Genomic DNA, 24055 nt, shown 5'->3' with positions numbered 1-24055 from the left:
GGCGGAGTGAAATGGATGTCAGGGAAACAGTCTGCAAAGCCCCGCTTCGGCGGGGTTTTCTTTTGCCCGAAGAAAAGTTTCTAGCTCAGCCCGTCCAGGGCCTGCGCGCTGTTCAAACGTTCAGCCGGGCCATTTATCACTTCTTCCAGCAATGTCCGCAGCAAGGCCAGCGAGGCCTGCTGTCGTTGCACATCCCGACACACCAGCCCGACTTTCAGTGGTACTCGTGGTTCGCTCAGGGGCTTCCACAGCAGTTCGTCGTTGCCATGGGTCTTTTGCGAGCGTCCGGGCAGCACCGTCGCCAGGCGTGTGTGCGGCAGGCTGTCGAGGATGCCGGCCATGTTGTTCAGTTCGGCTTGCACCTGTGGGCGACGTCCGAGGTTCGCCAGTTGGGTTTGCCAGATCTGCCGGATTTGAAATTCCTCGCCCAGCAGCAACATCGGCAGCTCGGCGGCCTGGCTCATGGACACTTTCTTGAATTCACGCAGCGGGTGCTCTGCCGGGATGACCAGGGTCAGTTCATCTTCGTACAGCATCACGCCATGCAAACCCGGCTGGCGGGGCGGCAGGTAACTGATGCCGATATCCAGAGAACCGTTGAGCAGTCGCCGCTCGATTTCCAGTCCGGTCAGTTCGTAGATCTGCACGACAAGATGCGGCTGCGCCTTGCGCACGCGCTCGAGCATCTGTGGAACGAGGCTGGTATGCACGGTCTGCAATACGCCGATGGCCAGGGTACGCAGCGCCTGACCCTTGAAGTTGCCGAGCGCCTCCCGTGCCCGTTGCAGGCCATCGAGCAAAGGCAGGGCGTGGTTGTACAGCGTGTGGGCCGCGAGGGTCGGCAACAGGCGTTTACTGTTGCGTTCGAACAGGCTCACATCGAGGTTTTTCTCGAGGTGGCGGATTTGCTGGGACAGTGCTGGCTGGGAGATCGACAGGCGCTCGGCGGCCCGCCCCACATGGCCTTCTTCATAGACCGCGACGAAATAACGCAGTTGCTTGAAATCCATAAGTATTACTTATCGAAATTGCTGGGAAATCGAAATGGCTGAATGCCTTGCCTGAGCCTAGTCTAACCGCATTCACAGGGCTTACAGGGCCACAGAGCGCGATGAATACCCTTTGCTTCGATGGTGTTGACATAGGTAAGGCAAAAAACCTCATCAGAGGTTTTTTCGGATGAATCTGTTCAGTCTGCGTCGCAGTCCTCCCAGTCTTGATGATCTGGTCATGGACGCCTCCCTGCCTTCCACAGGCAATAGTCTTTCCAGCGAGTACTTGATGCCCGGTGTCGAGCGGCCGAAACAGGTGTTTGTGCGCGGCCAGGGTTCATGGCTGTGGGACAGCGATGACCGTGCGTACCTGGATTTTTCCCAGGGCGGTGGGGCCAACAGCCTTGGTCACAGCCCCTCGGTACTGGTCAACGCCATTACTGCCCAGGCTCAAGGGCTGATCAATCCGGGTTTTGGCCTGCATAACCGCGGCACGCTCAGTCTTGCCGAGCGTCTGTGTGCCAGCACCGGCAGTGATCAGGCCTACCTGCTCAATACCGGCAGCGAAGCCTGTGAGGCGGCGATAAAACTGGCGCGCAAATGGGGTCAACAGCATCGCGGCGGTGCGTCGCGAATCATTGTGGCCAACAACGGTAACCATGGCCGTAGCCTGGCGACGATGTCGGCGTCGGACAGTTCGACATTGGCCAACCGATTCGAGCCGCAACTGCCGGGCTTCAGCCATGTCCCGTTCAATGACCTTCCGGCATTGCATGCGGCCGTGGATGAACGGACCGTCGCGATCATGCTCGAACCGATCCAGAGCGAAGCCGGTGTGATCCCGGCCACCGCGCATTACCTCAAGGGCGTCGAACGCCTGTGCCGTGAACTCGGCATTTTGCTGATCTTCGACGAAGTGCAAACCGGCATCGGCCGTTGTGGCACCTTGCTCGCGGAGCAGTCCTGCGGGGTCACGGCGGATATCGTCGTGCTCGGCAAAGGTTTGGGCGGCGGCGTGCCATTGGCCGCGCTGCTGGCACGGGGCAAGGCTTGCTGTTTCGAACCCGGCGAGATGACCGGTACCCATCATGGCAATGCACTGATGACCGCAGCGGGGCTTTCGGTGCTCGATACGGTGCAGGACACGGCTTTCCTCAAGCACGTCACGGAAGCCGGTCAGCACCTGCGTGAAGGCTTGGGGCGTTTGGCCCATCGATATGATCACGGCGAGTTGCGCGGACAAGGGCTGCTTTGGGGGCTGACGCTGTCGGACGATTCCGCTGACGCGGTCGTCAAGGCCGCGCTCTACGAAGGCCTGTTGCTCAATGCCCCGCAACCCGACTGCCTGCGCTTTACCCCTGCGCTGAATGTCAGCAACGCCAACATCGATGAAATGCTCCTGCGCCTGGCGCGCGCCTTCTCCCGAGTACGCACCGCGCAATTGCAGTGCCGCAAAGGGATTGCCGTCTGATCCGACGTGCCCTGCACACATTCCCGAACCGTCTCGCGGTAATACGCACGCCTCACGCCCGACATTTTTGGTGTGGGGCGTTTTTTTGTCTGCGAAATTCAACGAAAGGGCGGAGCTTGGGAATAGAGGGACTGAACCCTGACAAACGGTACCGGTCGATTAGCTGTAGGGCTCGAACGAGCCCACCCCCAATCAGGAGCTGCCCCATGGACTTTATTCGCATCATCATCGCCATCCTGTTGCCGCCGCTGGGTGTGTTTTTGCAAGTAGGATTCGGCGGAGCGTTCTGGCTGAATATTCTGCTGACGTTGTGCGGTTACATTCCGGGGATCGTGCATGCGGTGTACATCATCGCCAAGCGCTGAATTTCGCGGCGGCAGGTCGGCCGCTTTCGCGAGCAAGCCCGCTCCCACAGGATTTGTGCACGCCACAGAACCTGTGGGAGCGGCGGTGCGGCGATCCGACTTGCCCGCGAAGGGGGCGCCACGGTTTCGGCAATGAGTGCGGACTTCAGTCCACTGAATCCATCACCCGCCGATAAAACAACCACTCCTGCTCCAGCGCATGGGCCTGATTGCCGGCCTTGCGAAAGCCATGGCGTTCGTCCGCGTAGTAATGCGCTTCGACCGGAATACCGTTGTCCCGCAGCGCCGCGACCATATCGCGGGTCTGTTGCGGGACGACCACGGCATCCTGTTCTCCTTGAAAGAAGATCATCGGCACGCGGATGTTGCCGGCATGCAGCAGCGGAGTGCGGGCGGCATAGCGTTCGGCGTCCAGCAGAGGATCGCCGATCAACCAGTCCAGATAGTCGCTTTCGAATTTGTGGGTCGCGCGCCCCAGCGCTACCGGGTCACTGACCCCATACAGACTGGCTCCGGCACAGAACACGTTGTGAAACGCCAAGGCGCAAAGCGTTGTATAGCCGCCGGCGCTGCCGCCGCGAATGAAGGCCTTGTCGCCGTCGATCAGGCCCCGTTCGTTGAGGTAACTGACCACGGCGCAAGCGTCTTCGACATCCACATCCCCCCAGCTCAAATGAAGCGCCTGACGATAGGCCCGGCCATAACCACTGCTGCCGCGATAGTTGAGGTCGGCCACGGCGAAGCCCCGCTGTGTCCAGAACTGGATGCGTGGATCGAGCATCGGGTAGCACGCCGACGTCGGGCCGCCATGGATGAACACCACCAGTGGCGGTTTCGCCTCGCCGGTCATTGCCGGGTAGAAGAAGCCGTGTGCTTCGCCTGAGCCACTGGGGTAGCGCAAGGTCTGCGGGCGGCTGATCCGTTCCGGAGCAAGCGGTGCGATGCCGCCAGCCAGTAACCTCACTTGCCGGCTCTGACGGTCGATGGCGATGACGGCGGTTGAACTGACGGGTGACGCTGCAATGCAATAAATGAACTGCCCATCCACGGCGAGATGGCGGAAGCGGCTGTAGTGGCCGGTGAAGTCGGCGCAGGAGTTGCCGCCTATGCCCAATCGGCCAAACCCGCCCTCGGTCCAACTGGCCAGATAGCTGTCGTTGCCCAGCGGCAACCAGGTACTGCCGCCGAGTTGCCAGGGCGCGGGGCCGTGGTCGGCGTTGGCACTTGGCAATGGGCTCAGGCCTTTCCCGGATTCCACCCATGGCTGCCAGTAACCGGCGCGATCCGTCAGGCAGTACAAGCGACCGTCGGCATCAAACCGTGGCTGTTGCACCGACTCTTGAGCACCGTCGCCCGCCACACAACGAGCCTCGGCAAACCCGCCATGGGCGAGGCGTTCGGCAACCATCAAGCGGGTTGCTGTCCATGGCTGATCCGGGCGACTCCATTCGATCCAGGCCAGGCGCCGGGCATCAGGGCTCAGCGTCGGTGCCGCGTAAAAATCAGCACCTTCGGCCAGCAGGTGGCGTGCGCCACCCAACAGATCAATTGCCACCAGTCGGTGTTGATCGCGATGCTCCTCGACCGCCAGCACTTGCCCGTTGGCGAACTGCAGATCGCCATAACGGCACGCACCGGACGTCAGTCTTTCGGGCGCTTCGTCTTGCAGTGATTGTCGATACAACTGCTGGTCAGTCTCGTTGACGAAAACGATGCCGTCGTCCGTCAGACAAAAGGCTCCACCGCCATATTCGTACACCCGACTGCGCACGCTGAACCCCGGCGGTGTCAGGCATTTCGCTGTGCCCTTACGCCAATGCCAGATCCGGCACGCCGCGTCTTCGGGGCGGTACTCGTTCCAGAACAGGCCCTGCCGACCGACCTGCAGTTCGGCAAAGTCGATACCGGCAGCCACGGCTTTGGCAGCGCTGAAAGGTTCAGCTTTTGGCGATGAGGCGTGAGTTTCGTTCATTGCGAAAGGCCAGTTGGTCGATGGTCTGGGTCGCGTGTTCGGCTTCTTCGCGAGCCTTGAGGATCACGCCGTGTTGTGGCGACTTGCTGCACACCGGGTCGGCATTGCTGGCATCACCGGTGAGCATGAACGCCTGGCAGCGGCAGCCGCCGAAGTCTTTTTCTTTCTCGTCACAGGAGCGACACGGCTCGGGCATCCAGTCGTAACCGCGAAAGCGATTGAAGCCGAACGAGTCGTACCAGATGTGCTGCATGCTGTGGTCGCGTACGTTGGGAAACTGCACCGGCAGCTGTCGGGCGCCGTGACAGGGCAGGGCGGTTCCGTCTGGCGTGACCGTCAGAAAAATACTGCCCCAGCCGTTCATGCAGGCTTTCGGGCGTTCTTCGTAATAGTCCGGGGTGACGAAAATCAGCTTGCACGGATGCCCTTGGGCTTGCAGTTTGGCGCGGTATTCATTGGTGATGCGTTCGGCGCGCACCAGTTGCTCCCGGGTCGGCAATAGCCCGACGCGATTAAGTTGCGCCCAACCGTAGAACTGGCAAGTGGCGAGTTCGACGAAGTCCGCTTCCAGTGCGATGCACAGCTCGATGATGCGGTCGATCTGGTCGATGTTGTGCCGATGGGTCACAAAATTCAGCACCATCGGATAACCATGGGCCTTCACCGCCCGGGCCATTTCCAGTTTCTGTGCAAAGGCCTTTTTCGAGCCGGCCAGCAGGTTGTTCACCTGCTCGTCGCTGGCCTGGAAACTGATCTGGATGTGATCGAGGCCGGCCTTCTTGAAATCGCTGATTTTCTGCTCGGTCAGGCCGATGCCGGAGGTGATCAGGTTGGTGTAGAAACCCAGTTTTCGGGCTTCGGTAATCAGCTCGGCGAGGTCCTGGCGCACCAGCGGTTCACCGCCGGAAAAGCCCAGTTGCGCCGCGCCCATTTCCCGCGCTTCACGGAACACCTTGATCCACTGTTCAGTGCTCAGCTCTTTGCCCTGCTCGGCGAAATCCAGCGGATTGGAGCAGTACGGGCATTGCAGCGGGCAGCGATAGGTCAGCTCGGCGAGCAGCCACAGCGGCAGGCCGACTTCCGGTTTTGGCGGCACTTGCACTGATGAATCAGGCAAGTTCGATCCAGTGCTGCGCACGGGCTACCTCCATGAATTGCTCGATGTCGTCACCGAGCTCGGGTACGCCGGGGAACTGTTGGTCGAGTTCATTGATGATCGCCGCGACATCCCGTTCACCGTCAATCAAGCCACCGATCAGTGCGGCACTTTCGTTGAGCTTGATCATGCCTTCCGGGTACAGCAGCACGTGGCCTTTCTGCGCCGGTTCGTACTGGAAGCGGTAGCCGGGACGCCAGGTCGGGGTCTTGCTGCGATCGAAACTCATAAGGTGATTCCTTTGTGCCAGACCCGTTCTCCGGTCACGCTGTGATACGGCGGGCGTTTCAGTTCGTAGGCCATGCTCATGGCATCGAGCATGCTCCAAAGAATGTCCAGTTTGAACTGGAGAATTTCCAGCATGCGCTCCTGGCCTTCGCGGGTGGTGTAGTGCTGCAACGTGATCGCCAGGCCGTGCTCGACATCACGCCGTGCCTGACCCAGGCGTGTGCGGAAATACTCGTATCCGGCCGGGTCGATCCATGGGTAATGCTGCGGCCAGCTGTCCAGGCGCGATTGGTGGATTTGCGGGGCGAACAGTTCGGTCAGCGAGCTGCTGGCGGCCTCCTGCCAGCTGGCGCGGCGGGCGAAGTTGACGTAGGCGTCCACGGCGAAGCGCACGCCGGGCAGTACCAGTTCCTGGGAGCGCAACTGGTCCGGGTCGAGGCCGACGGCTTGGCCCAAACGCAGCCAGGCTTCGATGCCGCCGTCTTCACCGGGCGCGCCGTCGTGGTCGAGCAGGCGCTGAATCCACTCGCGGCGGATCTCGCGGTCAGGGCAGTTAGCCAGAATGGCCGCGTCTTTCAGGGGAATGTTCACCTGATAGTAGAAACGGTTGGCGACCCAGCCCTGGATCTGCTCGCGGGTAGCCCGGCCTTCGTACATCGCCACATGGTAGGGGTGATGGATGTGGTAGTAGGCGCCCTTGGCGCGCAGGGCCGCTTCGAATTCGGCGGGGGACATTGGGGTGTCGGTCATCGGGGTTCTCCGGGGGAACAACCGTTGAAATCTTTGGTGTCTGGTCGGACGCCTTCGCGAGCAAGCCCGCTCCCACAATGGAATGCATTTCAAATGTGGGAGCGGGCTTGCCCGCGAAGGGGCCCTCAGCTACAGCACAATACTCATGCCGTCATACGCCACTTCAACCTGGCGCCGATCCAGCTCCGCGCGCTCGGGCGAATCTTCATCGAGAATCGGGTTGGTGTTGTTGATGTGGATAAGCACCTTGCGTTGCGTGGGCAGTTGCTCCAGCACTTCGAGCATGCCGCCGGGGCCGTTTTGCGCCAGGTGGCCCATCTCCCGACCGGTGCGGGTGCCTACGCCACGACGCTGCATTTCATCGTCATCCCACAGAGTGCCGTCGACCAGCAGGCAATCGCTGCCGGCCATGATCTCCAGCAGCGCTGCATCCACCTTGCCCAGGCCCGGTGCGTAGAACAGTTTGCCGCCAGTGCCCCGGTCCTCGACGATCAGGCCGATGTTGTCGCCCGGATGCGGGTCGAAGCGGTGCGGCGAGTAGGGCGGCGCGGCACTGCGCAAAGGTAGCGGGGTGAAGCGCAGGTTCGGGCAGGCCGGTACGCTGAAGCTCTGGTCGAGTTCGATGCGATTCCAGGTCAGCCCGCCATTCCAGTGGTTGAGCATGGTGAACAGCGGAAAACCGGTGCTCAGGTCTTCGTGGACCATATCCGTACACCAGACCTGATGCGGGCAACCCTCGCGCAGCATGAGCAGGCCGGTGGTGTGGTCGATCTGGCTGTCCATCAGGATGATCGCGCCGATCCCGGTATCACGCAGGGCGCGGCCCGGCTGCATCGGGGCGAAGCTCTGGAGTTGGGCGCGGATGTCCGGGGAGGTGTTGCACAGCACCCAGTTAACACCGTCATCGGAAATCGCGATGGACGACTGCGTCCGCGCCTTGGCCCGCAGGCTGCCGTCGCGAAAGCCTGCGCAGTTCACGCAGTTGCAGTTCCACTGGGGGAAGCCGCCGCCGGCGGCGGAACCTAGAATCTGGACAAACATGGACGCTCCATCATTTCAACGCTGAAAATAAAACGCCTCGGATAACCGAGGCGTTGTGCTGCACATCTGCCAAGGCAGAGATTAGCGGCTTGCGAAGTACATGGTGACTTCAAAGCCGATACGCAGGTCGGTGTAGGCAGGTTTGGTCCAGGCCATGAATTGAACTCCTTTTAGTGGGGGGTGGGACAGCGCTAGCTATAGGTATAGTCCACCTCGAGTCAGAGATGTTCCAGATAGTTAGGTTGCTATGTTACTCAAAATCTCAAAGAGATTGCCCGTGAAACTTTGAGAAAGCTCCTTACCGCCCCGGTAATGATCATTTTGCCGCTTGCCATGGAGTGCCCGGTGCAGGGCTGTTCGCCAGGCAATGCCAACCGCCCTCGGCCTTATTCAATCGTTGTGCTGCAACCAGCAGTTCGGATCGCCCGATCAGCAGGATTGCCTCGGGTAATTGCGTCAGAAAATCCGACGAGCGGCCGCGCAGTTTGCCCTGCCAAAGCAATTCCGCAGTCTGGGCAGTGGGCAACGCAGCAAGGGAAAATTGCTCGGCCAAGGCCTGGCGCTGGGCGATGAACGATTTGTCGTCGAGGGCATTGATCAGCATTGGCACATCGCTGAGGAACTGCTCGATGTGCTGCAGCAGATCTGCCGGCGCTACGTTCGGTGATTGCACACCGAACAGTAATCCGGTTGTCCCGTGAATCTGGCGCAGGGCGCTGAACACCGCATAGCCCAGTTGCAACTCCACGCGCAGGCGCTGGTAGAACGGCGTCTGACAGAAGTGCGCAAGTAGACGCCACGCGGCTTCGTCGGCCAATTCTCCGGTCACGGCAGGGCAAAACAGCAGCAGTGCGTGCTCGCTGGAATCGCTATCGACGGCGCTCCACAGGCGTTGTGACGAGATGGTTGGCGGTGGGGTCAATTGATTGTCCGGCGTGCCGGGAATACGGCTCAAGGCCAGGCCCATGGCCGCTTGAGTCTGGGCGGACAGGCCAATCGCCAGGCCATCCCAGCGTGCACTCGACCAAAGTTGCTGCGCGTCGTCCGTGTTCGCGGTGTGCGCAAGGCAGTGATCGGGCAATGCCTTGAGCAGTTGTCGAATGGGGATCAGCGCAACGCTCGCGTGCGTGGCTTGTGAGACTGCGGCGTCAGGTTGTGTCAGCTCTTTCAGCGCATGCTCCAGAACGGTGGGCATCGGCTCCTGCAGTCCGGTCATTTTCAGCAGCCATTCGTTGCCCGACGCACTGAAGGAAAAATCCACACCGGCCTGACGCGCGTCTTCGCGTAGCGGTTGCAGGTTATTTTCCAGTCGGGATTGAAGGGCACTGGCGGGACTCGAGTCCAGACGCCAGCGCAAATAAATCGCACCTTCCGCGCTGTTGTCCGGCAATACCTGGCTGAATTGCATCGGCGAACGTTCACGACGGCTTCGCGAGCGATCCTGGGCAAAGGTACGCAGGCCGCGGTGGGCGCTGGTCTGGCCACGAATCAATCCGGCGTTGGACGCTGGTGCTTCGGTGCGCAGGAACGGGTTGGGTGCGGGCAACTGCCATGGGCCACTGAAGTTATCCACAGCGCCGATTTGATTGAGGATTTGCTTGAGCGCTGTAACGCCTTGGCCAGATAACCCGACTTCGTGTTGTTCGCTGTCCAGTCGGGCCAATTGCAAGGCGCTGCTGACCTGTTGCTGGCGCTGGTGCAGGGTGGCGTATTCTTCGCGCAACCGGGTCCAGTCCTGCTGGGCAAAAAAGCTCAGCCAGTCCATCAGGCGTTCGAGAATCCCGGTCGGCAACCCATTGGCCGGCAAGGTGAACTCGATATGCAGCAAGGCTTGTCCTGCGAATTGGTAGAGCAACTGGGCTTTCAGGTGATCGGCCAGCCCGTGCTCGCGCAGATCCGCCGACAAGCCCCCGGGTTTTGCCGAATTCAGCCAGTGGCACAAGAATGCCAGCGCCTCGGCGCAAGAATCGGGCAGCGATTCGAGGGCGCACAGCCAATCCAGTCGCTGTTCTTCAGCCTGTTGATAACTTCTTTCTGAGGTCGACATCAGGGGCACGGGAGCGTGTTGCTCAATGCTTTCTCCCTTGGCGATGACGTTACCAAACGCTTCAGCCAAGGTCCTTAGCTCTTCGAGACTTTGCGGTCCGGCCAGGCTCAACGTCATCTGCCCGGTCTGGTAAAACCGCTGATAAAAATCCTGCAACGCCTGCTGAAACTCGGGCTGCTCTACAGGCAGGGTGGCGCGATTGCCGGCATGAAAACCGCGAAGCGGATGTGCTTCTGACAGTCCGTCGAACAGCGCAAATTGCTGCTGCGCTGCCGCATCCTGCGACCAGGCGACAAATTCCGCCTGCAGCACTTCCCGTTCCCGCTGCTGATCGTCCGGATTCATACGCGGATGGGCGAGCATGTCTGACAGACGCTCCAGCCCACCGGCAAATGCCTGGGGTGGCAGTTCGAAAAAGTAGTCCGTGGTGCGCTCGCTGGTTCGCGCGTTTATCTGGCCGCCATGACTCTGGACGTAGGCCATCAACCCTTGCCCGGCAGGAAAACGCTCAGTCCCCAGAAACAGCAGATGCTCAAGAAAATGCGCCAGTCCGGGCCACGCCAGCGGCACATCATGGCTGCCTGCGGCGACCCGCAATGCTGCTGCGCAACGCTTCAAATTCGGGGCATGACGCAGCGTCACCCGCAAGCCGTTGGCCAGGGTTTCAGTGTGGGGGCGAGGGTGATTCAGCGCAGGCATGGGCACTTCCAGAACAGTGAAGTGCCAATGCTAGCGGATTAGGACTTGTTCAGCTCGCCGTAAAGCTCGGGACGACGATCGATCAGGTAGCGATTGGCGGCCCGGGAATCGACCATCAACTGTCGATCCAGCTCACCGACAATCAGCGATTCATCCAGTCCCGCCTGAGCGATACGGCTGCCATCCGGCGCAGCAATGCTGCTCTGGCCGCAATAGTGGATGTCGCCTTCATGGCCACAGTAGTTGGCGTAAGCCACATAGCATTGGTTTTCGAAGGCGCGGGAACGCACGGTGACATCGGCGACGAAATCGAACGGAATCATGTTCGCGGTCGGCACCAGAATCAGCTCGGCGCCGCCCAGGGCCAGGCGTCGGGCATTTTCCGGAAACTCCAGGTCGTAGCAGATCAGGAAACCGAGTTTCCAACCGTTGAGCTCAACGATGGGAAACTCGTCGGAACCGGCACTGAACATCGAGTGATCGAGGTCGCCGAACAAGTGCGTCTTGCGGTAGTTGCACACGCGCTCGCCATTGGCGTCGATCAACTGCACGGCGTTGTAGATCTGCCCGTCCTCGGTGCGCTCGGGATAGCCATACAAGATGGCAATCCCGGTTGCCTTGGCAATGCGTGCGATCTGCTGCGCCGACTCACCGTTGTACACCTCCGCCAGTACGCTGACGGCATCGACGCCGATGTTGTAGCCGGTCAGGAACATCTCCGGCAGCACCAGCAGGTCCGCGCCTTTTGCCTCCAGCGCCAGTTGTTGCAGGCGTTGCAGGTTGCCGGCGACATCCAGCGGCAACGGTGGACATTGGTAAAGGGCTACGCGCATTTCGGATTCCTCTTACTCGGGCAGGGCGATCGGTCCGATCTCGTTGAACACATCTCCTGGACCCGGATTCTCGGCGTGAGTTGCACCGCCGAAGTGTTTCATGATGCCCCACACCGCGTTGAGCGAGGTCTGAACCGCGCCTTCAACCCAGGCTGGCGTCCACGAAACGTCGTCGCCAGCGATGAAGATCCCGCGCTGTTCTGCCGGCATGTCGTCCTGCATGAAGTGCGCGTACATGCGCTGGTTGTAGCGGTAGTGACCGGGCAGTGCGCCTTTGAACGCGCCGAGGAAATGCGGGTCGGCTTCCCAGGACACTGTGATCGGATCGCCGATGATCCGCGCAGCGATGTCGACTTTCGGGTAGATCTTCTTCAGTGCATCCAGCGCCAGTTTCACGCGTTTTTCCACCGGGTGCGGGAGCATTTTCAGCGCGTCGCTCATCCACGAGTACGACAGGCAAATCACCCCTGGCTTGTCATCGCCGTTGTCGAACAGGTAGGTGCCACGGGTCAGGCGATCGGTGAGGGTCATGCTCATCAGGTCGCGGCCGGTTTCCGGATCCTTGTCCTTCCAGAACGGGCGGTCGACCATCACGAAGGTTTTCGACGATTGCATGTAGCGGGTGCGGTCCAGGGCCATCCACATCTTTTGCGAGAACAAGGTTTCGTCGCATTCGATCTGGGTGGTCAGCAGCCAGCTCTGGCAGGTGGTCAACACAGCGGCGTATTCGCGGGTGTCGCCCCAGTTGTCGGTGACGGCGAAACGGCCGCCCGGTGCGTGGGCAATCTTCTTCACGCCGGTGCGTGGCGCGCCGCTGTGCAGGGAGCTGAGACTGGTGCCGGCCGGCCAGTGCGCGCAACGCTCCGGAACATGGCGCCAGATGCCTTGTGGCACCTGTTCCACGCCGCCGACCACCAGGTGCTGGTGATCGTCGCAATTGGTCATCACCACGCGGAAGATTTCCAGCATCGAATTCGGGAAGTCAGAGTCCCAGCCGCCGGTGCCGAAACCGACCTGGCCAAACACTTCGCGGTGATGGAACGACAGCTTGGCAAAGGCTTTGGAAGTGGCGACGAAGTCATAGAAGGTGCGGTCGTCCCACAGCGGCACCAGGGTGTTCCACAGTTCCTTGAGGCGCGGCACGTTGCGGTCGCGAATGGCTTGCTGGATATCCGAGAACTGCGAACCGGCTTCCAGGGCGTCGGCCCACGCGTCAGCCACTTCCTGGAACAGCGCAGGAAGGTCTGACAGCTTCTGTGCGTAATGGGTCTGGCCTTCGAGGTCGATGACCGTGCTGCCCGACGCAGGCGTCAGCGGGTTGGGGAACGGTTTGGTTTCCAGGCCGAGCTTGTCGACGTAGTGATAGAACGCGGTGGACGACACCGGAAAGCGCATGCCACCCAGTTCGGCCACGATGCCTTCGGCGCCGTTGAATGCCTGGGAGCGCAGACGGCCACCCATTTTCGAGGCTTCGTAGACGACCGGTTTCAGCCCCAGCTTCATCAGCTCATACGCGGCCACCAGACCGGCAATCCCGCCGCCGACAATCGCCACTTCGGCACCGTGATTGTGCTCGGGAATGCTGCCCAGCCCGGCCGGGTGTTCGATCCAGTCGTCGAAGGCGAAGGGAAAGTCCGGGCCGAAAATGGTGATTGGTTTTTTACCGTCTGCAGGATGGCGATTGTTCTTGTTCATGGCTGACCTTGCTGGCGACCCGACGCGCAATGCGGATCTGAGTATAGGAAAAGATGCCAGCCATTCTAGAGAGCACAGAACACGTTAATAAGACGCAAAGTGTCGTCGTTTTGCCATTTTATTGGTCGATATGACGAGTTCATACTTCAAGGTGACAATGTGAACCCCTGTGGGAGCGAGCCTGCTCGCGAAGAGGCCCGAACAGACACCACCTAAACCCCGGCACAAACTCAAACCGGCTGCCCCCGATCAATCTTGCTGCTCAAGATGATCGACGTCGTGGTCTTCTCCACCCCATCCACACTGCCAATCTGATCCAGCAACTGATCCAGCTGCTCCGGCGAATCGGTGCGCAACCACGCCACATAATCAAATTCACCACTCACCGCACACAACTGCTGTACCTGCGCCATCGCGCTCAGGCGGCGCAACACCTCCTTGCCGGAACGCGGTTGCACCGTGATTCCGACATACGCCTGCAACCCGCCATCCACCACCCGCTGCCCGAGGCGCACGCCGTAACCGGTGATCACTTTGGCCTTTTCCAGCCGCGCCAGGCGCGAGGTGACGGTGGTGCGGGCGATGCCCAGTTGCCGGGCGAGCATGGCCACGCTCTCACGGGCGTTGATCTGCAGGGCTGCAATCAACTGGCGGTCGATTTCGTCGAGAACGGGCGGGCGAGTGTCAGGCAAAGGGTTATCTCCAGCGGCATGGATCGGTGCGCAAGCATGTTACAGGCAGATTCTGTAGGACGCTCGCGACGGATCCCTGATCTGGCCTCAGTACCGTTCATGACATTTCTGCCTGCGACAAATTGCCATAAGTAACCAGTTAGTACATTATTCCGACCTTGTCACAAATGGGGAAAATGTCCGACATGAACAATTCTGGGGCTGCCGCCGGCAGCAAATGGTTGCTGGCGGGGCTGGGTGTGCTGATTGCACTGATCGGGCTCGGTCTGGCGGGTGGCGGCGGCTATCTGGTTGCGCTGGGCGGCAGCTGGTATTTCCTGCTGATGGGCCTGGCGATGCTGGTGTCCGGCCTGTTGATTGCCCGTCGCAAGCCGCTGGGCGCCTGGCTGTATGGTGTGGCGCTGGTCTTCACCGCGATCTGGGCGGTATGGGATGCCGGTCTTGAATACTGGCCGCTGGTCTCGCGGGTGCTGACCTTCGCCGTGATCGGTCTGGTGGTGGCGCTGATCTATCCGACCCTGGTCCGCGCTTCGGGCGCGACCGGCGGGCGTGGCGCCTACGGTCTGGCCGGCATTCTGGGTGCGGGCGTTGTAGCGACGATGGCCTACATGTTCGTGCCGACCCACGTGGTCAAGGCCTCCGTTGAACCTGCGGTCACGCCGGTCCTGCCGGGCACCGAGCAGAAAGACTGGGCGCACTGGGGCAACACCACCGCCGGCAACCGCTTTGCTGCGCTGGACCAGATCAACAAAGGCAACATCGACAAGTTGCAGGTCGCCTGGACCTTCCGTACCGGCGATATCCCGCAAAGCACCGGTGCCGGCGCCGAAGACCAGAACACCCCGCTGCAGATCGGTGACACGGTCTACACCTGCACCGCCTACGGCAAAGTCTTCGCCCTGGATGCCGACACCGGCGCCCAGCGCTGGAAGTTCGACCCGCAAGGCACCGCGCCCAACTGGCAGCGATGCCGCGGCCTGGGCTACTCCGAAACCCCGGCGTCTTCGGACAATCAGCCAACCGCCTGTACGAAACGTCTGTTTCTGCCGACCGGTGATGCCCGTCTGATCGCCATCAATGCCGACACCGGCAAGCCCTGCGAAGAGTTCGGCAACAAGGGCACCGTCGACCTGACCACCGACATGGGCGAAGTGAAGCCCGGTTACTACCAGCAAACCTCGACTCCGCTGGTCGCAGGGGACGTGGTGATCGTCGGTGGCCGCGTGGCCGACAACTACTCCACCGGCGAACCGCCGGGCGTGGTGCGTGCCTACGACGTGCGCAGCGGTGAACTGGTGTGGGCGTGGGATCCGGGTAATCCGAACACCAGCAAACGTCCGCCGGCCGGTGAGACTTACACTCGTGGCACGCCAAACGTGTGGTCGGCCATGTCCTACGACACCAAACTCGGTCTGGTGTACCTGCCGACCGGTAACGCAACGCCAGACTTCTTCGGCGGTCAACGCACCGAGTTCGACGATAATTGGAGCTCGTCCATCGTCGCCATCGACGTGAAAACCGGTCAGGTGCGCTGGCACTTCCAGACCACTCACCACGACCTGTGGGACTTCGACCTGCCGGCGCAACCGCTGCTGTACGACGTGCCGGACGACAAGGGCGGCACCCAGCCAGCCCTGGCGCAAGTCACCAAACAGGGCGAGATCTTCCTGCTCAACCGCGAAACCGGCGTGCCGATTGCCCGCGTCGAAGAGCGCCCGGTGCCGCAAGGCAAGGTTCCCGGCGAGCGCTATTCGCCAACCCAACCGTTCTCGGTCGACATGCCGTCAATCGGCAACAAGACCCTGACCGAGTCCGACATGTGGGGCGCCACGCCGTTTGACCAGTTGATGTGCCGCATCCAGTTCAAAGGCATGCGCCACGAAGGTGTCTACACCCCGCCGGGCATGGACCGCGCCCTGCAATTCCCGGGCTCGCTGGGCGGCATGAACTGGGGCAGCGTTTCGGTTGATCCGAACACGAACTACATGTTCGTCAACGACATGCGCCTGGGCCTGGCCAACTACATGATCCCGCGCGACAAGATCAAAGCCGGGGCCAGCGGCATTGAAATGGGCGTGGTGCCGCAGGAAGGCACGCCGTTCGGCGCCATGCGCGAGCGCTTCCTCTCGGCGGTTGGCATTCCGTGCCAGAAGCCACCCTTCGGCACCATGTCGGCCATCGACCTCAAGACCCACAAACTGATGTGGCAAGTCCCGGTCGGCACCGTACAGGACACCGGCCCGCTGGGCATCCGCATGCACCTGCCGATCCCGATCGGCATGCCGACCCTCGGCGCATCGCTCGCCACCCAGTCGGGCCTGCTGTTCTTCGCCGGCACCCAGGACTTCTACCTGCGCGCCTTCGACACCGGCAACGGCAACGAAATCTGGAAGTCGCGTTTGCCGGTGGGCAGCCAGTCCGGGCCGATGACCTACGTTTCACCGAAAACCGGCAGGCAGTACATCCTGCTGACGGTGGGCGGTGCGCGTCAGTCGACGGATCGTGGGGATTATGTGATTGCCTACGCTTTGCCTGATTAAGACATTGCGGACCCTTGTAGGAGCGAGCTTGCTCGCGATGGACGTTAACGATAACGCGTGCTGTCTGAATGGTCGCGGCGCGTTCAAGTTCATCGCGAGCAGGCTCGCTCCTACATGATTGTGCGGGGCGACAGGATGGACAGCGACAGTCACTCGTAGTCGAATACGAGAACGAAGGATCCGAGGCAATGGACATGACGACGAACCTGCCTGCCGCTGTACGCGACCGCGCATTGCAGATCGCCCATCACGAAATGGGGCACTACGTGGTGGCCCGCGTCCTGGGGTTTGAAACGGGCGGCGTGACTCTGGCCGTGACCAGGGATTTGCGCCACCAGGGCGGGGCCTCCATTACGCTGGTGCGGCCAATTTCGTCGATAGATGCCATGAAGGAGCATCTGGAAGCCCGGATGATGGTGCTCCTGGCGGGCGCCATGGCGCAGACACTCCCCTCAAAACCTTCAGCCGCAAAACGCGTCGACAAGCCCAAAGCCACCGCCATCCTCAAAGGCGAGCAGGGGGCAGAACAGGACTACGCAAAAATCAGAGAGCTTCAGCATCTGTTGCGCAACATCGTCTACCCCGATACCGATCCAGCATCGGGTGAGCGAATAACGGCGGAGCTTAAGGCGATGACTGATCGGGTGTGGTTGCGGACGCAAAAAATCATCGAGGAGCAGGCCGAGACGATTGCCGAATTGGCAGGGGCGCTGGTGGACGGTATGGCTCTTGTAGAGCAATGGGGGCGGGCGGCGGATACGTATGAGGTGGTGTTCACCGGGCCGATGCTGGAACGGCAGCGGGCGGTGAAGGCCATCCCTTCGTTACGTATTTGGACTGACAACTGCAGTGACGCCGTTCAGCACTCGAAATAACGAAGGGTCGAATGCGTTATTTGCTTGCGAGCATAGCGTCTTGCACCAGTGGCAACAGTACATCAGTCGCCGCCAACAGTTCAGCCAGAAGGGTTTCGTCCACATCCATATAACCTTCGTACTCAGCCAGATTGCGGCGCTCGTGACAAAGTACGAACAGGCGTACCTGGATTTTGTTCAGGCCGAGAGTATGTACAAGGCACTGAAAGACTAGATAACGACGGTCAGAGCGAAAGCCCTGCAGACGCATGGCCGTCAGTGCCAGGGCATGGGCGGCGTTGTAGGCGAGGTCGAAGCGACTGGCGAAGGACAGCGCCGAACTGTGAGCATCCTTCAAACGGTCCGTGGCCGATCTCAGCAGACCTTCACATTCCTTGCGATCTGGCGGTTCGGCTTTGAGGCCACCGCTACGCACTAGGTTCTCCAGATTTTCGTTACTGCCCATCGGCTACCTCTGCTGGGTTGCGGCCAATCAAATCAATTTTGTCCTGTTGTTCAACCCGCACGACAAAGCTGTTGCCGGCCGCCTTCTTGGTTTGCCAGTCGGCCAGGGTGTAGAGCGTTGGGTTAATGGTGCGGCCAAGCTGTTCCTCTACGGGCAGTACCCGTTCCATCAAGTCGCCGTAGCTGAGGTTTTCTCCAATCAGCATCAGGTCAATGTCACTGCCTGCATGCTCGTTACCCTTGGCAATGGAGCCGTAGATAAATACCCATACCAACTGATCAGACAGTGGAGACAAGGCTGCACGCAGCTGCTCTGCAATGCCAAAAGTCTTACGCACTATCCCCAGCAGTTCTGCATAGATGGGGCACTCAGGGTTGGCCTGGTAGTGCGTCTGATTACCCCGCCGACTCATGGTGAGAATGCCTGCGCCATGCAGGCGCTCCAGCTCACGCATCAGGCTGCCCTTGCCGACCTGCGCCCAGCGGGATATTTCATTGGCATAGAAGCTCTGATCCGGTTTGCCATAAAGCATGCCCAGCACTTTTTGCTGGGTGGCGGTAAACAGAGCATCGCTGAGCGGGATGGCAGGCATGGTCGGCTCTATAAGTCCCAAAAAGGGAACGATAGGTCCCTTTTTGGGAATTTTCAACTCTGCCGTGATTATGTGTTTTTCGATGGGGCTGCTTCCTTTCTGGTTTGAACAGGCCGCCGCGTCAGCACCTTTAACACATCATCGATCAGCGCTTTGCTCATTGTCGTCAGGTAATGCGCGGCCCAGGCGTGACGGTCGGAGTCCTGAGCGTAGGCAGCGTCCACGGTGAGGGACTTTGCGAGAAATAGCAGATCGGAGGCTTGGGCCAGGGCGTCGATGATGGGGACGTTGCGACAGACGTGGAACAGTGGTTGGTCCGAGAGAAACAGGAAGGGCGTGAAGCCAATGGTTTTCAGTTCTGAAGGTGCGGGCGAATCTGTTTTGGTCATGGTCATACTCCAGCGTTAGAGGAGTCGCCACGTTCGTTTCCAAGCGAGTGGGTGGCGGCTGTGCGCAGGTTGGAAACCGGGGACCAAAGATCCGGCACGCCCAAAGGCGTCCCGCGCACAGCTGCCATAACACAGAGTTCGCAGTCGTCAAAAACGTCTGGAATTGTGGTGGGGATGCTGTTGCGCTGTGATCCGACGGGTTTCCAAGCCCGATCGCTGAATGCTCAGCGACGTCCGGAGACTATCCCGTCGAAGAAAAGCACAACAAGGCGGCAAAGTGCCCAACAGCAAGATTCGGAGTTTGCCTACAAGGTCCTAAGGCGTCATCCGATATTTCGACACCCTCAGTAAACGAAGACTGGCACGACGAGTGATTTTCCAGGCCGGTGCATCCTTTGAGTCGTTGCGCCAAACGCCTGGTTCCTGCGTTGTCATGAGGGCACTGAAGCCATTGGCGAAACGGCAACCGCCGCCAGTAACCGTCGTTAACAATTGACAGGGGAATCAGGGTGGTTGGGCACCTCTGAAGCTCATACATTTATTCCTTTGAGGTTATATTCCTTTGGTGGCATATTTGTATGAAATGGGACGTCGAATACACGGATGAATTTGAGGCCTGGTGGGATCGCCTGAACGAGGCCGAACAGGACTCGGTTCAGGCCACGGTGATGTTGCTGGGCGAGGATGGCCCACACTTGGGTTTTCCACACACCAGCGATATCAAGGGTTCACGGCATGGGAACCTACGTGAGTTAAGGGTACAGCACGCTGGCAGGCCGTACCGTGTGCTGTACGCGTTTGATCCACGGCGCAGCGCGATCCTGCTGATTGGCGGCGATAAAACCGGCCAGGAGCGTTGGTATGCGGAAAACGTGCCGCTGGCCGAGCGTCTCTACGACGAGCACTTGGAGACATTGATGAAAGAGGGTTATGACAATGGCTAAAAAATTTGCTGATTTGGTGGCACGTCGCTCTCCAGAGTCTCAAGCGCGTGTCGAGGCCTTGCATCAGAAGCTACGAGCTCAAATGCCGTTGCACGAGTTGCGTCAGGCGCAAGCGTTGAGTCAGGACACACTGGCCAGGACACTGCATGTCAACCAGGCGGCGATCTCCAAGATGGAGCGGCGAACGGACATGTACATCAGTACTTTGCGCAACTACATCCGCGCCATGGGTGGCGAGCTGGAAATCATCGCCACTTTCCCCGAGGGCCAGGTAAAGATCGAGAACTTTGCCAACTGAACGATTAAAAAATGGCTCTACTGTTTCGGTCTATCCAGACACGCAAAAGCCGCGCAATGCGCGGCTTTCTTGTTTGGTGGGCCCACACGGACTTGAACCGTGGACCAAAGGATTATGAGTCCTCTGCTCTAACCAACTGAGCTATAGGCCCTCAGTAGGTCGCGGATTATAGCGACGGTTTCGCGGCTGTGCTATCCGAAAAAGCCATTACGGTTGTACGAAGAAACGTCGCGGCGAATTCGTCGGGGGGCAAGGGCAGGCTGACGATGTAGCCCTGGATCTGTTCGCAGCCCTCGGCGGCGAGGAATTGCTGTTGCGCCTGGGTCTCGACGCCTTCGGCAATCACGGTGAATTGCATGCTGCGTCCGAGGGCGATGATGGCGCGTACGATCGCCGCATCGTGGGGGTCGTCCGGCAGGCCGCGGACGAAGGACTGGTCGATCTTGAGGATGTCCAGCGGCAGACGCTTGAGGTAGCTCAGGGACGAGTAGCCGGTGCCGAAGTCATCGATGGCCAGTTGCACGCCCAGATGTTTGAGTTGATGCAATACCGCCAGTGCTTCTTCGGCCTGGCTCATGATGAAGTTTTCGGTGATTTCCAGTTGCAGGAATCCGGGGTTGAGGCCGTTGTCCTTGAGTAACTGCTCGATACGACCCAGCAGGTTGGGCTGGCGCAATTGGGCGCCGGCAAGGTTGACCGACAGTGGGCCGGGGCTTTCGTACAGGCGGTGCCATTCGGCCATCTGGCGGCAGGCGGTTTCCAGGACCCAGTCACCGATTTGCAGGATCATGCCGTTTTCTTCAGCCAGCGGGATGAAGTGTTCCCGCGGCACGTCGCCAAAGGTCGGGTGGCGCCAGCGGATCAGGGCTTCGGCGCCGACCAGGCTGTAGTCGTCGAGGCTGATTTTCGGTTGGTAGCACAGGTGCAACTCGTTGCGTTCGATGGCGCGGCGCAGTTCGTGCTCCAGCGCCACGCGTTCGCTGGCCTGGGCGGTGAGGTCGCGGGTGTAGCTTTCGACGCGGTTGCGGCCCTTGGCCTTGGAGCGGTACATCGCCGCGTCGGCGTTCTTGATCAGCGTGGCAACGTCGCAACCATCCTTGGGATAGAGGCTGGTGCCAATGCTGGCGCTGATGAAAAACTCGTGTTCGCCGGCCTGGAACGGCGCGGCGAAACAATTGAGTAATTTGGTGGCGATGTTGTCGGCATCACTGGGTTGTTGCAGGCCCGGCAGCAGGATAATGAACTCGTCACCGCCCAGGCGTGCCACGGTGTCGATGTCACGCAACTGCTCCTTGAGACGTGCGGCAATGCCCTTGAGCAGCAGGTCGCCCACCGGGTGGCCGAGGCTGTCGTTGATGTGCTTGAAGCGGTCAAGGTCAAGGAACAGCACGGCGCCCTGGCCGCCGTTCTCCTGCTGGTTGTTGAGTGCCGTCAGCAGGCGGCTTTCGAACAGCGTGCGGTTCGGCAGGCCGGTCAGCGGGTCGTGGTGCGCCTGGTAGTCGAGTTTGGCCTGGGCATGCTTGAGGCTGGAGATGTCGGCGAATACCGCGACAAAGTGGGTGATGAACTTGTCGCGGTTGCGCACGGCGCTGATGGTCAGCCAGCTTGGGTACAGCTCGCCATTTTTGCGCCGATTGGAAATCTCGCCCTGCCAATGACCTTCGGCAGTCAATTGATGCCACATGGCCGCGTAGAACGCGCTGTCATGCAGGCCTGAGGCGAGCAGACGGGGCGTGTGGCCCAGCGCTTCGCTTTCGCTGTAACCGGTGATTTCGGTGAAGGCACGGTTGACCGCACTGATGTGCTGTTGGGTATCGGTGATCAACACGCCTTCGGCGGTGCTTTCGAATACGGTGGCGGCCTGTTGCAGTTTTTCCTGCATCAGGTGCCGCTCCGTGATGTCCCGGGCGATGGTCAGCATGCAGTCGTCATCGCCGATCGGCAGCGGACGGCTGGACACTTCACAGAGGCGGATCTGCCCGTCGCTGCGGCGGATATGGCAACTGAAGTCGCGGACAAAACCGTCCCGATGCAGCAGGTCGAGCATTTGTTTGCGTTCATTGAGATTGACCCAGATCCCCAGGTCCAGCACTGAACGATCCACCGACATGGCACTGTTGAATCCGGTGATGCGACTGAAACCCTCGTTGACCTCCATCAGCAAACCGTCACTTTGCCGCGACAGCAGCAGGCCGTCGGGGGACGCGTGGAAAGCCTTGGCGAACTTTTCTTCGGACGTTTGCAGTTGTTGCTGGGTTTCCTTGAGCTGGGTGATGTCCCGCACCACGACCACCAGCGCCGGTGTCATGTCGAGATCGAACGGTTCGGCGGAGATCAGCCCGGTGAACACCTGGCCGTTGCTGCGACGAAAGGGCATTTCCAGGTTGCGGATGCTGCCGGCCTGCAAGCGTTGCAACAGACCCGGTCCAACGCCGGGAATCCCCCAGATGTTCAGGTCGGTGGCGGTCAGTCCAATGACGTCCTCGGCTTTGAGGCCGATCTGTTCTTCGAACGCTTCGTTGACCTCCAGCAGGCAACCGTCGCTCAGGCGGGCGATCACCAGAATGTCAGGGCATTGCTGGAACACGGAAGCGAATTTCTGTTCCGACAGGCGCAGCGCTTCTTCGGTGCGCTTGGCGTCGGTGATGTCGATCATCAGCCCGCGCAACACCGGCTCTTGCCCGTGTTCGATCAGGCTGACGATGTCGCGCACCCACAGGCAGCGCCCGTCGGCGGTGATCACCCGGTAATCAAGGCGGTGATCGCGCCCGGCCAGCACTTCGTGATCGCAGAAAGTCTGGGCACGAGTCAGGTCGGCGGGGTGAATGATGTTGCGCCAGAAGCCCGGAATCAGCCAGTGGGAGAGGGGGTAGCCAAGAAGATCTTCGGCGTGGGGCGATACGTAGCTGTAGGTGTAGTCGGTGACCTTGGCTTCCCAGGCGATGGCCGACAGGCTCTCTACCAGGCCACGGTAGTGGTACTCGCTGCTGCGCAGTTCCTGTTCAAGATCGACCCGGCGGGCGATTTCCGAACTCAAGCGGCGGTTGATGCGGATAACCGCCGCCAGCACCAGGGTCAATAGCAGCAATCCGGGCAGGCCATACACCAGCAGGTCATTCCAGAATGTTCGATGATCGATGACGTTACCGACCCAATGCTCCTGAATGGCGCTGATTTCGGCGGGGCTCATGTCCGCCAGGACTTTGTCGAGAATGCCGACGAGGATTGCGTTGTTGCGGGGTACGGCCATGGCCAGTTGATAGCGATAGGGGGTTTCACCGCTGACATACAGCCCATCGAGCTTGAGCTGGCGCAGGCTCCAGACGCTGGACGCCAAGTCGCCCACCACCGCATCCACTGCACCCGTGGCCAGCGCCTGTAACGCCGAGCTGACGTTGGGCATCGCCACCAGGTTCAGGTCGGGATTGTGGGTGCGCAGCAGTTCGTGGGGAGCGTAGTTTTCCACCACGGCGATTTTCAGGCCATACAGGTCTTGCAGGTTGTGTGGCTGGGCGCCCCTGACATGGGCCAGGATGACGATCGGAAAATCCAGATAGGGGCGGGTGAACGACAGGTATTTCTGGCGTTCCGGGGTCGACATGATGCCCGGCAGCAGGTCGATTTTGCCCTTTTTGGCTTGGTCCAGGACGGCGGTCCAGCTCACTGGCTCGATGGGTGTGAGCCGGGTTTTCAGCCTTTGGCGAATGACCTCGATGTAATCCGCGGCAAGGCCCTGGTAGCGGCCCTCATCGTCGCGAAACTCGAAGGGCGGCCACGACGCATCGACACCCAGGCGCAAGTCCGGGTGAGCCGCCAGCCAGCTACGTTCATCCTCAGTTAGAGTCAGCGCGCCAGCCGTTGCGGTCCAGGTCATCAGCGACAGCAAAAAAAGCACGGTCGGCAGTCTGGGCATAACGGTCTCGTTATGGCTCTGGGGAATGTTTCGAGTGTAGACGGGCTACAGGGCGGAGGGGAGGTGTGGAGATATTAATCTGCCATAAAACAAAACCCCCGGCCTGGGCCGGGGGTTC

The 24055-nt window shown here is 60.3% G+C and carries 21 protein-coding genes and 1 tRNA gene; 6 read left to right on the top strand and 16 right to left on the bottom strand.

What is annotated here, in order from left to right:
* Positions 1-80: 80 nt before the first annotated feature.
* Complete coding sequence (locus KSS91_RS26430) at positions 81-1010, bottom strand: LysR family transcriptional regulator (protein ID WP_217836536.1); 930 nt, start codon at positions 1008-1010, stop codon at positions 81-83.
* Between the two features lie 169 nt (positions 1011-1179).
* Between KSS91_RS26430 and KSS91_RS26425 the strand changes: the two genes are divergently transcribed.
* A complete protein-coding gene (locus KSS91_RS26425) occupies positions 1180-2463 on the top strand; it encodes an aspartate aminotransferase family protein (protein WP_217836535.1) in 1284 nt (427 codons plus the stop codon).
* A gap of 206 nt (positions 2464-2669) precedes the next feature.
* Entirely contained in the window at positions 2670-2828 is a 159-nt protein-coding gene (locus KSS91_RS26420; protein ID WP_003228885.1) for a YqaE/Pmp3 family membrane protein, read from the top strand.
* A 145-nt stretch (positions 2829-2973) separates the two neighbouring features.
* Here KSS91_RS26420 and KSS91_RS26415 read toward each other — a convergent pair whose 3' ends face one another.
* The 10 genes from KSS91_RS26415 to KSS91_RS26370 all read right to left on the bottom strand — a co-directional run bounded on the left by KSS91_RS26415 (position 2974) and on the right by KSS91_RS26370 (position 13941).
* Complete coding sequence (locus tag KSS91_RS26415; RefSeq protein ID WP_217836534.1) at positions 2974-4800, bottom strand: S9 family peptidase; 1827 nt, start codon at positions 4798-4800, stop codon at positions 2974-2976.
* Positions 4766-5938 (bottom strand): pyrroloquinoline quinone biosynthesis protein PqqE, encoded by a 1173-nt coding sequence (pqqE, locus tag KSS91_RS26410; protein ID WP_217836533.1) that lies wholly within the window; start codon positions 5936-5938, stop codon positions 4766-4768. Before pqqE ends, KSS91_RS26415 begins: the two co-directional genes overlap by 35 nt.
* Complete coding sequence (gene pqqD, locus KSS91_RS26405) at positions 5910-6185, bottom strand: pyrroloquinoline quinone biosynthesis peptide chaperone PqqD (RefSeq protein WP_015097086.1); 276 nt, start codon at positions 6183-6185, stop codon at positions 5910-5912. The genes pqqE and pqqD overlap by 29 nt, the downstream gene beginning before the upstream one ends.
* Positions 6182-6934: a pyrroloquinoline-quinone synthase PqqC gene (gene pqqC, locus KSS91_RS26400; RefSeq protein WP_007993179.1), complete on the bottom strand. Its 753-nt coding sequence runs from the start codon at positions 6932-6934 to the stop codon at positions 6182-6184. The genes pqqD and pqqC overlap by 4 nt, the downstream gene beginning before the upstream one ends.
* A gap of 129 nt (positions 6935-7063) precedes the next feature.
* Positions 7064-7975, bottom strand: a complete 912-nt coding sequence (gene pqqB, locus KSS91_RS26395) for a pyrroloquinoline quinone biosynthesis protein PqqB (RefSeq protein WP_217836532.1) — start codon at positions 7973-7975, stop codon at positions 7064-7066.
* A gap of 81 nt (positions 7976-8056) precedes the next feature.
* The gene (pqqA, locus tag KSS91_RS26390; RefSeq protein ID WP_003444522.1) at positions 8057-8131 is read right to left on the bottom strand and encodes a pyrroloquinoline quinone precursor peptide PqqA; all 75 of its coding nucleotides are present in this window, start codon (positions 8129-8131) and stop codon (positions 8057-8059) included.
* Between the two features lie 160 nt (positions 8132-8291).
* The gene (gene pqqF / locus KSS91_RS26385) at positions 8292-10721 is read right to left on the bottom strand and encodes a pyrroloquinoline quinone biosynthesis protein PqqF (RefSeq protein WP_217836531.1); all 2430 of its coding nucleotides are present in this window, start codon (positions 10719-10721) and stop codon (positions 8292-8294) included.
* A 38-nt stretch (positions 10722-10759) separates the two neighbouring features.
* Entirely contained in the window at positions 10760-11554 is a 795-nt protein-coding gene (locus KSS91_RS26380; protein WP_217836530.1) for a carbon-nitrogen hydrolase family protein, read from the bottom strand.
* Positions 11555-11566: 12 nt separating this feature from the next.
* On the bottom strand, positions 11567-13249 hold the full coding sequence (locus KSS91_RS26375) for a flavin monoamine oxidase family protein (protein ID WP_217836529.1): 1683 nt from the start codon (positions 13247-13249) through the stop codon (positions 11567-11569).
* A 230-nt stretch (positions 13250-13479) separates the two neighbouring features.
* Complete coding sequence (locus KSS91_RS26370; RefSeq protein WP_007980298.1) at positions 13480-13941, bottom strand: Lrp/AsnC family transcriptional regulator; 462 nt, start codon at positions 13939-13941, stop codon at positions 13480-13482.
* 185 nt (positions 13942-14126) lie between these two features.
* Here KSS91_RS26370 and KSS91_RS26365 point away from each other — a divergent pair, with 185 nt between their 5' ends.
* Positions 14127-16481 (top strand): glucose/quinate/shikimate family membrane-bound PQQ-dependent dehydrogenase, encoded by a 2355-nt coding sequence (locus KSS91_RS26365; protein ID WP_217836528.1) that lies wholly within the window; start codon positions 14127-14129, stop codon positions 16479-16481.
* 194 nt (positions 16482-16675) lie between these two features.
* Positions 16676-17356 (top strand): zinc metalloprotease, encoded by a 681-nt coding sequence (locus tag KSS91_RS26360; protein WP_217838476.1) that lies wholly within the window; start codon positions 16676-16678, stop codon positions 17354-17356.
* Positions 17357-17372: 16 nt separating this feature from the next.
* Here KSS91_RS26360 and KSS91_RS26355 read toward each other — a convergent pair whose 3' ends face one another.
* The 3 genes from KSS91_RS26355 to KSS91_RS26345 all read right to left on the bottom strand — a co-directional run bounded on the left by KSS91_RS26355 (position 17373) and on the right by KSS91_RS26345 (position 18782).
* The gene (locus tag KSS91_RS26355; RefSeq protein ID WP_217836527.1) at positions 17373-17801 is read right to left on the bottom strand and encodes a hypothetical protein; all 429 of its coding nucleotides are present in this window, start codon (positions 17799-17801) and stop codon (positions 17373-17375) included.
* A complete protein-coding gene (locus KSS91_RS26350) occupies positions 17791-18393 on the bottom strand; it encodes a nucleotidyltransferase domain-containing protein (RefSeq protein ID WP_217836526.1) in 603 nt (200 codons plus the stop codon). The genes KSS91_RS26355 and KSS91_RS26350 overlap by 11 nt, the downstream gene beginning before the upstream one ends.
* Positions 18394-18461: 68 nt before the next feature.
* The gene (locus tag KSS91_RS26345; RefSeq protein WP_217836525.1) at positions 18462-18782 is read right to left on the bottom strand and encodes a DUF3077 domain-containing protein; all 321 of its coding nucleotides are present in this window, start codon (positions 18780-18782) and stop codon (positions 18462-18464) included.
* A 578-nt stretch (positions 18783-19360) separates the two neighbouring features.
* Here KSS91_RS26345 and KSS91_RS26340 point away from each other — a divergent pair.
* Both KSS91_RS26340 and KSS91_RS26335 read left to right on the top strand, forming a co-directional pair.
* Entirely contained in the window at positions 19361-19726 is a 366-nt protein-coding gene (locus tag KSS91_RS26340; protein ID WP_102674224.1) for a type II toxin-antitoxin system RelE/ParE family toxin, read from the top strand.
* Positions 19719-20024: an XRE family transcriptional regulator gene (locus tag KSS91_RS26335; protein ID WP_008051594.1), complete on the top strand. Its 306-nt coding sequence runs from the start codon at positions 19719-19721 to the stop codon at positions 20022-20024. The genes KSS91_RS26340 and KSS91_RS26335 overlap by 8 nt, the downstream gene beginning before the upstream one ends.
* A 74-nt stretch (positions 20025-20098) precedes the next feature.
* Here KSS91_RS26335 and KSS91_RS26330 read toward each other — a convergent pair.
* A tRNA-Ile gene (locus KSS91_RS26330) sits at positions 20099-20175 on the bottom strand.
* A 15-nt stretch (positions 20176-20190) separates the two neighbouring features.
* Positions 20191-23937, bottom strand: a complete 3747-nt coding sequence (locus KSS91_RS26325) for an EAL domain-containing protein (RefSeq protein ID WP_217836524.1) — start codon at positions 23935-23937, stop codon at positions 20191-20193.
* Positions 23938-24055 lie beyond the last annotated feature (118 nt).

The organism is Pseudomonas azerbaijanorientalis, assembly GCF_019139795.1.
GTDB lineage: Bacteria > Pseudomonadota > Gammaproteobacteria > Pseudomonadales > Pseudomonadaceae > Aquipseudomonas > Aquipseudomonas laurylsulfatiphila.
This window is presented reverse-complemented; position numbering and strand designations above follow the sequence as displayed.